Genomic DNA, 9,266 nt, shown 5'->3' with positions numbered 1-9,266 from the left:
TGCCGCCTCCGCCGCGGCGCCCGCGGCAGCCCCGGCCGCACCCGCTCCCGCCGCGGCCAGCGCCGCGCCGGCCGAGGTCGAGGCCGCCGTGCTCGCCTGGGCCTCCGCCTGGGCCTCGAAGGACGTGGACAAGTACCTCGCGAGCTACGCGAGCGACTTCCAGCCCGCCAAGGGCGCCAGCCACAAGGCCTGGGAAGAGCAACGCCGCAAGCGCATCGGCAACAAGTCGAGCATCAGCGTGAAGGTCGACAACCTGGTGGTCAGCGTCAACGGCAACACGGCGACCGCGAAGTTCAAGCAGAGCTACGCCGCCGACAAGATCAAGGAGAGCGGCCGCAAGACGCTCGAGCTGCAGCGTGTCGACGGCCGCTGGCTGATCCGCAAGGAAAGCGCGGGCGGCTGAACGCCGCCGCCGTGCATCACCAGCGGTAGACGGCGCGCGCCTGCAGCGTGCGCCGCTGCCCGAAGGCCTGGCCGAGGTTCGACACGTACGTACGGTCGAACAGGTTGGTGGCATTGAGCGAATAGCTCCAGGGTCCGCGGTCGTGGCGCAGCGCCACGTCGACCAGCGTGTAGGCCGGGTTGTGGAAGGCGTTGTCCGCGCGCGCGGGCACGCGTCCCACGTAGCGCACGCCTGCACCCAGGCTCCAGCCCGCGAGCGCCTCCCCCGCGAAACGGTAGTCCAGCCACAGCGAGGCGCTGTGGCGCGCCGACTGGCGCGGCCGCTTGCCGACCTGCGCGGTGTCGATGCTCTCGAGCACGCGCGCATCCAGCCAGGTGTAGCTCGCGAGCGCGCGCAGCCGCGCGCCGAGCGCCAGGCGCGCCTCGAACTCGAGGCCGCGCGCGCGCACCACCGCCGGCACGATCTCGAGGCCGAGGTAGTTGCGCTGGTCGCCGGTGAAGCTGCTGCGCCGCGTGAGCTCGAAGGCCGAGACCGTGTAGAGCGAGCGCGTACCCGGCGGCTGGTACTTGAGGCCGAGCTCGAACTGCCGGCCCGTGTCGATGCGCAGCGGCGCCGCGTTGAAGTCCGCGCCCAGTACCGGCATGAACGAGCTCGACTGGTTGAGATAGGGCGACCAGCCGCCGGCACCGCGGTACAGCACGCCGAGGTTGTAGCTGGTGTGGCTGCGGGTACTCAGTTGCGTGGTGTTGTAGTCGTCGTAGCGGCTGCTGCCGCGGTCGTGGCGCAGCGCGAGGTCGAGCGTCCAGCGCTCGGAGCGCATCTGGTCCTGCACGTAGAAGCCGTTGATGCGCAGGCGCCGGGTCTTCGCGCTGGTGCGCGGCAGGTCCACGGGCGCGCCGTACACCGGCGAGAAGGCATCGATGGACGGCGCCGCGACCGCGCCGAACTCGTCGCTGCCGCGGAAGTACTGCTGGTCGGCGCCGAACTGCAGCACATGCGACCAGTCGCCGTGCCGCAGGCGCCCCTCGATGCTGTTGTCGAAGGCGATGGCGCGGCCGCGCGAGCGCGACAGCAGCGTGCTGCGCTCCACCGTGCGCCTGTCGGCCGCGAAGCCGGTGCCGCGCACCTGCGCATAGTCGAGCGCGGAGTGCGACAAGCGGGCCTTCTGGTGGAAGCTCCAGCGCGCGTCGATGCGGTGCTCGAGCAGGTAGGCCAGCGAGGCCGTGTCGCGGTCGTAGCGGTCGATGGCCGGCTCGCCGATCGAGCGGCTCGGCGGGATGCGGCCGTGGGGATTGGGCACGACGAGCGCGTAGTCGGGCCACCAGCTCTTGGGCGTGACGCGGTCGCGCGTGATGTCGGCCAGCAGCGTGAGGCTGGTGTCGGCCGAGGGCCTCCAGCGCAGCGCGGGCGCGAGAAACTGGCGGTCGTCGCGCGAGAAGTCGGTCTGGCCGCCGCTGTCGCGCAGCAGGCCGTTGAGCCGGTAGGTCCAGCGCCCGTCCTCGTCGATCGCGCCGCCGAGGTCGACGCTGCCCTGCCTGCGCGCATGGCTGCCCAGCGTCAGGCCCACCTCGCGCACCGCGTCGGCCGTGGGCCGCTTCGACACCAGGTTGAGCACGCCGCCGGGCGCGCCCTGACCGTAGAGCGCGGAGCCCGGCCCCTTGAGCAGCTCGACGCGCTCCAGCCCCTGCGGCTCGACCTGCCAGCCCGCGTAGTCGCCCGAGGCGAAGAGCCGGAAGCCATCGAGGAGCTCGGCCGGCGAGAAGCCGCGCACCGTGATCGCCGAGGTGCTCGGGTCGTAGCCCGCGACCTCGGTCAGCACGCCCGCCGTGTAGCGCAGCGACTGGCCCACGGTCTGCGCGCCCTGGTCCTCGATCTGCGCGCGCGACACCACGCTGACCGCGCGCGGCGTCTCGGCCAGCGCGGTGTCGATGCGGTTCGCGGTGGCGCTGCGCCGGGCCGCGTAGCCGTTCACCGGGCCCTCCGCGCGCTCCGCTTCGGCCTCGACCATCACGGGGGCGAGTTGCCCTTCCTGCGCCTGCTGCGCCGGCTGCGGCGTGCCGGGCCGCACCAGGTAGCCGCCGGCCTCGCTGCGCTGCGCCTGCAGGCCATGCGGCGCGAGCAGCGCGGCCAGCCCCTCGGCGGGCGCGCTCGCCACCGAGCGCGGGGCGCTCGCGCGGCCGCGCACCAGCGCGGGATCGAAGGACAGCGTGATGCCCGCGCGGCGCGCGAAGGCATTGAGCGCGTCCTCGAGCGTGCCGGCCGGCAGCTCGATGCGTTCCCGCGCCATGCCGTCGGCCGGCTGCGCGGCGGCCTGGCCGCACAGCGCGAGCCCGAGGCAGAGCGCCAGCACGCCCTGGCGGGCCGGCAGCCGCCGCGAACGGATCGGCACGCGCATGCTCAGCGCCGTACCACGGTCAATGCATCGCCGGCGCCCCGCACCACCTTCACGGGCAGGGTGCGCACCAGCGCGTCGAGCGCGCGGCCCACCGGATCGGCGCCGCCGAGCTGGAACACGCCCGACACGCGCAGCGACGCGGCTTCGGCATCGCAGGCCAGCGGCGCCTGGCGGTAGCGCGCGAGCTCGGCCACGAAGGCATCGAGCCGCATCTGCCGCGCGACCAGCGCGCCATCGGTCCAGGCATCGGCCTCGAAGCCGGCCTCGGCGGCGCGCTCGGGCGCCGCGCCGTTCGCGCGCACCACGAAGCGGTCGCCGGCCTGCGCGAACACGGGTGGCGCGTCGCCCGCGTGGATCGCGACCTGGCCCTCGCTCATCGACAGCCGTGTCTCGCTCCCGGCCTGGCGCACGCCGAAGCGCGTGCCGATGGCCTCGAAGCGGGCCTGCGCCGCGTGCACCCAGAAGCTGCGGCGGCCGACCAGCGAGTCGGCGTCGGCGCCGGTGCGCACGAACAACTCGCCGCGCCGCAGCACGATCAGCCGGCGCAGCGGCGAGAACAGCACCTCGGCCTCGGAACCGGTGTTGAGGCTCAGCTCGGTACCGTCGGCCAGCACGACGCGGCGGCGTTCGCCGATCGCCGTGAGGTACTCGGTGCGCTGCAGCCAGGGCGCCTCGCGCCACAGCCAGGCGGCGAACACGCCGCCGGCCGCGACCAGCCCCAGCAGCCGAATCGCGCGACGCCGGCCGCGGGCCTGCAGGCCGGCGGCCGACTGCAGCGCGCCATGGGCCAGCGAGGCCGTGCCCGACGGCACCTGGCGGAAGGCCTCCTCGACCGACTGCACCTGCCGCCAGGCCTGCTCGTGCAGAGGATCGGCCGCGCGCCAGGCCTCGCAGGCGGCCTGGACCTCGGCGCCGGCGCTGCCCGAGCCCAGGCGCACCGCCCAGGCGATGGCCTCGTCGAGCACCTCGGGTGGAGCGCCGCCCTCCGGCGCCGCGCGGCCGCTCATCGCAGCGACAGGCAGTGGCGGATCGCGGTCGCCATGTATTTCTCGACCGAGCTCAGGCTCACGCCGAGCTGCCGCGCGATCTCGTTGTAGCCCAGGCCCTCGAGCCGCGACAGCAGGAAGGCGCTGCGGGCCTTGGGCGCGAGCCCGTCGAGCATGGCGTCGATGCGCACCAGCGCCTCGACCAGCATCAGTTGCGCCTCGGGCGACGGCGCCTGCGGCTCGGGCAGGTGGGCGATGGCGTCGAGGCAGGCGCGCTCGAGCGTCTTGCGCCGCACGTGGTCGACCGCGAGGCCGTGCGCGATGGTCGTGAGCCAGGCGCGCGGCTCGCGCAGCTCGGCGAGCTCGCGCGGCCGGCCGAGCACGCGCATGAAGGTGTCCTGCGCCAGGTCGGCCGCATCGCAGGCATTGCCGAGCTTGCGGCGCAGCCAGCCCTGCAGCCACGCATGGTGGTCGCCGTAGAGCGTTTCGATGCTGGGGGTGGAGACGAGATCCGTCATGGCTGGCACGGGAAGAAGGCGCCCCGCCGGCCGCGGGGCGCCCGATTATCGGCGAGCCCGCGGCGCGGTCCGGCGCCCGGGGCGGAGGGTGGAGAACGGTGCATCGGTGTCTGTCGCATCCCCCGTTTGACGAACGGCGCCGCAAAACCCGCAATGCCCGATTGCAACAATGTGCTTCAGGACGGCATGACTCAGGACGGCGGGCCGCGCAGCAGCACCTCGTCGAGCCAGTCCGCATGCGCGCGCGTGAAGGCCGGCCGCAGGTGCTGCTCGTCGATGAAGGCCGGGCTGCCGTCCGGCAGGGTGCGATCGCACCGGCCGCCGCGGCACATCCGGCGCGTGACGTCGATGGCCTCGGCGCCGCTGGCCGCCGCGATGCGCAGCAGTTGGTCGTTGAGCGCGGCCTGCGACAGCGGCTGCGGCGCCGTGACCTCGCGCGACACCCGCAACGAACCGAGCCGGCTGCCCTCGAGCATGCGCGCCGGGTCGAACCCGCTGCCGCCCGGGTTGTCGAGCAGCAGGTAGACCTTCTTGCCGCGTTGCACCAGCGCTGCCAGCAGGCCCTCGAGCGCGGCCAGCGCGCGCGCCTCCCCTTCCCTGCGCTCGATCGGATAGGCGGCCTCGCCCTCGCGCAGGTCGAAGCCCATCGGCAGGCCCAGGGTCTCGGTGAAGTAGCAGTTCCAGCAGGCGCCGACCAGCACCGTCTCGAACGGTCCCTCGAGCGCCATGCGCAGCCCTTCGTCACGCCGCGCGCCGCACTCGATGCCCTGGCGCGCGAACACGCCGGGGATCGGCGGGCAGGCCAGGAACACCGTGAAGTACGAGCTCGCCATGCGCCCGGGCGCGCGCTGTGCCAGCGCCGCGGCGCGCGGCGCGTACTGCATCACGTGGCTGTCGCCGATCAGCAGCACCTTGTGCGCGCCCTCGCCGATGCGGTAGGTGACGAAGGGGCCGAGTTCGCCGGTGGTCGGTCCGTCGTGGTAGTCGCGGTCGGCCGCCGCATCGGCCATGCGCTGCAGCGCCGGCCCGTGCAGCCGCGCCGGCAGCCCGGCCTGCACCGCGCAACCCGCGAGCGCGACCAGCACCATGCCCGCGCCGAGCCAGCGCACGGTGGCGCCGCCCGCGCGAGCGCGCAGCCGGCGCTCGAGCCAGCCATGGGTCGCGGCGGCCAGCAGCAGGCTCGCGGCCAGCGCCGCCACGCGCACCGAGGCGGCCAGCCCCGTGAGCTCGTGCGGTTCGCGCGGCAGCACGATGCGCAGGAAGCTCAGCACCGGCCAGTGCCAGAGGTACAGCGGATAGCTCAGCAGGCCGATCCACACCAGCACGCGGTTCGACAGCAGGCGCCGGTTCAGCACGCCGCCGCCGCCGGCCGCGATGCAGCAGGCCGCGCCCGCCACCGGCAGCAGCGCCCACCCACCCGGAAAGGCCTTGTCGGCGCGCACCGTCGCCAGGCCGAGCGCGATCAGCGCCGCGCCCGCCAGCGACAGCAGGTGGGCACGCCAGCCCGCGGGCGGCGCGTGGCCCGGCCGCAGCTGCAGGCAGGCCACGATGCCGCCGGCCGCGAGTTCCCAGGCGCGCGACAGCGGCGAATAGAACGAGGCCCCGCGATGCGAATGGATGCCCAGCACGTTGATCGCGAAGGAGGCGATCGCCACCAGCCACAGCACGCGCAGCAGCGGCCAGCGCCGGCGCCAGCTCAGCGCGATCAGCACCGGCCACAGGATGTAGAACTGCTCCTCGATGCCCAGCGACCACAGGTGCAGCAGCGGCTTGAGCTCGGCCGCGGCGTCGAAGTAGCCGGCCTCGCGCCAGAAGACCAGATTGGCCACGAAGAAGGCGCCGCCGCCCGCCTGCCGCCCGAGCGCCCTGAACTCGTCGTCGAGCAGCACCCACCAGCCGAAGGCCAGCACCGCGGCAAGCACCAGCAGCAGCGCCGGGAAGATGCGCCGCACGCGCCGCGCATAGAAGTCGCGATAACTGAAGCGGCCCTCGGCCTGCGCGCGCAGCAGGATCGAGGTGATCAGGAAGCCCGAAATCACGAAGAAGACATCGACGCCGATGAAGCCGCCGGGCACCGCGCGCGGAAAGGCGTGGAAGAACACCACCGCGAGCACCGCGACGGCGCGCAGGCCGTCGATGTCGGCGCGATAGGCTTCGGCCCGCGCGGCGGTGTTCGCCGCGATGGCCGGCGCGCGCATCGGCAGGTCGCGAAAGGTCGGGCTCGTGCTCATCGGGGTCGGCAACATCCGGTGCAGCCCGCGCCGTCCGGAGCGCGTTCCGGTCTTGTCGCGAGGGCTTGCCGGGTTGCCGAACGGAAGCGCGAAACCCGCAGCGCACGCACGGGCGACGCTTAAGCCTTTGGTGTTCCGCGCTTCATGAAGATGTCACGCGCATCCGCGATGCTCGGGCTCCATCCCGGACCCGGCGGCACCGCATGTTTCCCACCAAGACCGACAAGGCGCGCGACGAACTCCAGGGCGGACAGCGCACCCTGAGCCAGCGCGAACGGGCCTTGCTGCTGATGGCCGACGGCCGCCGCTCGCTGACCGACTTCAGCCCGCTGTTCGCGAGCCGCGGCGATGCCGAGCAGGCCCTGATGACGCTGGTGGAGCGCGGCTACCTGCACGACCCGCGCACGGTGGCGGTGGTGGAGACGGTGGAGGCCGCGGCGCCGGAACCGCAGCCCGCGCCGGCCGCCGAACCCATCCACGTCTCGACCGCCGCCGACGCCTTCGACGGCAAGCGCTCGCTGGCCACCACGCGCATGTTCCTGTTCGACATCTGCGAGCGCATGTTCGTGCGCCGCGATCCGCGCTTCGCGCTGCAGATGCGCGACGCGCTGCGCGAGGCGCGCGACCGCGAGGCCATGCTGACCATCGCCGCGCTGATGCTGACCGAGGTCGAGAAGACGGCCGGCGCCGAGCGCGCGGAGTCATTGCGCGAGCGCATCGAGCGGCTGCTGCCGCCGGCCGAAGTGATGCACTGAACCGGCGCCGCAATCCACTACACTCGCCCGGGTCAGGAGAGAGCCCCGCACGGGGCCGCCGAAGGCGCAGGGAACCCCCGAACGCTCAGGCAAAAGGACTGACACAGCGCCGGCCCTCGCGGGACGGCGTTTCCTTGCTGGAGAGAGGCCGGTGCCGCAGGCGCCCGGTCCACCGAAGGAGCAAACCCCGATCGTGGGGCGAATCTCTCAGGTAAAGCGGACAGCAGGGGTGGCCCCATGGCGCGAGCCATGGCATTCGATTGCTGCCCCCAGGAGTGCCCCGTGGCTGCTTCCGCCCCCGAATCCGAACTGCTCAAGACCCCGCTGCACGCGCTGCACCTGGAACTCGGCGCCCGCATGGTGCCCTTCGCCGGCTATTCGATGCCGGTCCAGTACCCCGCCGGCCTGATGGCCGAGCACAGGCACACGCGCGAAGCCGCGGGCCTGTTCGACATCTCCCACATGGGCCAGCTGCGCCTGTCCGGGCCCGATGCCGCGGCCGCCTTCGAGACCCTGATGCCGGTCGACGTGATCGACCTGCCCGCGGGCAAGCAGCGCTACGGCCTGCTGCTCGACGACCAGGGCGGCATCCTCGACGACCTGATGTTCTTCAACGAAGGCAACGGCTCGCTGTTCGTGATCGTCAACGGCGCCGGCAAGGTGGCCGACATCGCCCACATCCAGCAGAAGATCGGCCAGCGCTGCCAGGTGCAGCCGCTGCCCGAGCAGGCGCTGCTCGCGCTGCAGGGACCGCAGGCCGCGGCCACGCTGGCAAGGCTCTCGCCCGGCATCGAGCGCTTCGTGTTCATGACCGGCGGCGCGGTGCAGATCGGCGGCATAGCCGCCTTCGTCACGCGCAGCGGCTACACCGGCGAGGACGGCTTCGAGATCTCGGTCGCCGCGAAGGACGCCGAGGCGCTGGCGCGACTGCTGCTGGCCCAGCCCGAGGTCAAGCCCATCGGCCTGGGCGCGCGCAACTCGCTGCGGCTCGAGGCCGGCCTGTGCCTCTACGGCAGCGACATCGACACCAGTACCACGCCGGTCGAGGCCTCGCTCAACTGGGCGATCCAGAAGGTGCGCCGCACGGGCGGCGCGCGCGCGGGTGGCTTCCCCGGCGCCGAGAAGATCCTGGCCCAGCTCACCGCCGCCACCGGCGCGGCCGGCCATCTCGACCACGACACGCTCAAGCGCCGCCGCGTCGGCCTGGTCGCGCTCGAGCGCATCCCGGTGCGCGACGGCACGCCGCTGCAGTCCTTCGAGGGCCAGGACATCGGCCAGGTCACCAGCGGCCTGCTGGGTCCGACGGCCGACCGGCCGGTCGCCATGGGCTACGTGGCCACCGCCTTCGCCGAGCCCGGCACCCGGGTGCAGGCCATCGTGCGCGGCAAGCCGGTGCCGATGGAGGTCTCGACGCTGCCTTTCGTGCCGACCCGCTACTACCGCGGCTAACCTACGCCCCGGCATCGGCCACTTTTTATCCACGAGGAGTTTTTCGACATGAGCATCAAGTACACCAAGGACCATGAATGGGTGCAGGCCGAGGGCGGCAACGCCACGGTCGGCATCACCGTCCATGCGCAGGACGCGCTGGGCGACGTGGTCTTCGTCGACCTGCCCGAGGTCGGCAAGAGCTTCGCCCAGGGCGATGTCGCCGGCGTCGTCGAGTCGGTGAAGGCCGCGGCCGACGTGTTCATGCCCGTCTCGGGCGAGATCACCGAAGTCAACGAGGCCCTGCGCGCCGATCCCTCGCTCGCCAACAGTGCACCGCTGGCCGAAGGCTGGTTCTTCAAGGTCAAGCTGTCCGAACCGGCGCAGCTCGACGCGCTGATGGACGAGACCGCCTACGGCAAATTTGCCGACGAAGCCTAAGTCCTGAAATCGGATTGCCGGACGCAGAGGACGCGAAGGTTTCGCGAAGAACGCAAAAAAGAGAACTGGCTTCGGCATCGCCCCCTGCCTGGTCCTTTTTTCACTGAGT

General features: G+C 72.7%; 8 protein-coding genes and 2 riboswitches. Of the genes, 4 read left to right on the top strand and 4 right to left on the bottom strand.

Translation table 11 applies throughout. The annotated features are described in order from the left end of the window. The coding region (locus ACODT0_RS35495) for a YybH family protein (RefSeq protein WP_489043395.1) at positions 1–403 on the top strand (403 nt) is incomplete at its 5' end. 16 nt (positions 404–419) lie between these two features. Here the strand turns inward: ACODT0_RS35495 and ACODT0_RS35490 are convergent. The 4 genes from ACODT0_RS35490 to ACODT0_RS35475 form a co-directional block, all read right to left on the bottom strand. Continuing rightward, complete coding sequence (locus tag ACODT0_RS35490; protein ID WP_489043394.1) at positions 420–2,792, bottom strand: TonB-dependent siderophore receptor; 2,373 nt, start codon at positions 2,790–2,792, stop codon at positions 420–422. Between the two features lie 8 nt (positions 2,793–2,800). After that, positions 2,801–3,805, bottom strand: coding sequence for a DUF4880 domain-containing protein (locus tag ACODT0_RS35485; RefSeq protein ID WP_489043393.1), 1,005 nt, complete (start codon positions 3,803–3,805; stop codon positions 2,801–2,803). Then, entirely contained in the window at positions 3,802–4,302 is a 501-nt protein-coding gene (locus ACODT0_RS35480; protein ID WP_489043392.1) for a sigma-70 family RNA polymerase sigma factor, read from the bottom strand. The genes ACODT0_RS35485 and ACODT0_RS35480 overlap by 4 nt, the downstream gene beginning before the upstream one ends. 191 nt (positions 4,303–4,493) lie before the next feature. Further along, positions 4,494–6,533, bottom strand: a complete 2,040-nt coding sequence (locus ACODT0_RS35475; protein ID WP_489043391.1) for an acyltransferase family protein — start codon at positions 6,531–6,533, stop codon at positions 4,494–4,496. Positions 6,534–6,736: 203 nt separating this feature from the next. On the opposite strand from ACODT0_RS35475, the gene ACODT0_RS35470 reads away from it, so the two are divergent. From ACODT0_RS35470 to gcvH, 3 genes are all read left to right on the top strand, one after another. Continuing rightward, a complete protein-coding gene (locus ACODT0_RS35470) occupies positions 6,737–7,288 on the top strand; it encodes a hypothetical protein (RefSeq protein WP_057597615.1) in 552 nt (183 codons plus the stop codon). A gap of 23 nt (positions 7,289–7,311) precedes the next feature. Then, positions 7,312–7,395, top strand: a riboswitch (glycine riboswitch). 20 nt (positions 7,396–7,415) lie between these two features. Next, positions 7,416–7,522: riboswitch (glycine riboswitch) on the top strand. 15 nt (positions 7,523–7,537) lie between these two features. Continuing rightward, positions 7,538–8,737 (top strand): glycine cleavage system aminomethyltransferase GcvT, encoded by a 1,200-nt coding sequence (gcvT, locus tag ACODT0_RS35465; protein WP_489043390.1) that lies wholly within the window; start codon positions 7,538–7,540, stop codon positions 8,735–8,737. Between the two features lie 48 nt (positions 8,738–8,785). Continuing rightward, positions 8,786–9,157, top strand: coding sequence for a glycine cleavage system protein GcvH (gcvH, locus tag ACODT0_RS35460; RefSeq protein WP_057597616.1), 372 nt, complete (start codon positions 8,786–8,788; stop codon positions 9,155–9,157). Positions 9,158–9,266: the final 109 nt, after the last annotated feature.

This window comes from Variovorax sp. FG153 (genome assembly GCF_057809595.1).
This window is presented reverse-complemented; position numbering and strand designations above follow the sequence as displayed.

Bases quoted from the DNA above. Each gene is read 5' to 3' on its own strand.
- ACODT0_RS35485 (WP_489043393.1), bottom strand. From the start codon at position 3,805: ATGAGCGGCCGCGCGGCGCCGGAGGGCGGCGCTCCACCCGAGGTGCTC.
- ACODT0_RS35480 (WP_489043392.1), bottom strand. From the start codon at position 4,302: ATGACGGATCTCGTCTCCACCCCCAGCATCGAAACGCTCTACGGCGAC.
- ACODT0_RS35475 (WP_489043391.1), bottom strand. From the start codon at position 6,533: ATGAGCACGAGCCCGACCTTTCGCGACCTGCCGATGCGCGCGCCGGCC.
- ACODT0_RS35470 (WP_057597615.1), top strand. From the start codon at position 6,737: ATGTTTCCCACCAAGACCGACAAGGCGCGCGACGAACTCCAGGGCGGA.
- gcvT (WP_489043390.1), top strand. From the start codon at position 7,538: ATGGCATTCGATTGCTGCCCCCAGGAGTGCCCCGTGGCTGCTTCCGCC.
- gcvH (WP_057597616.1), top strand. From the start codon at position 8,786: ATGAGCATCAAGTACACCAAGGACCATGAATGGGTGCAGGCCGAGGGC.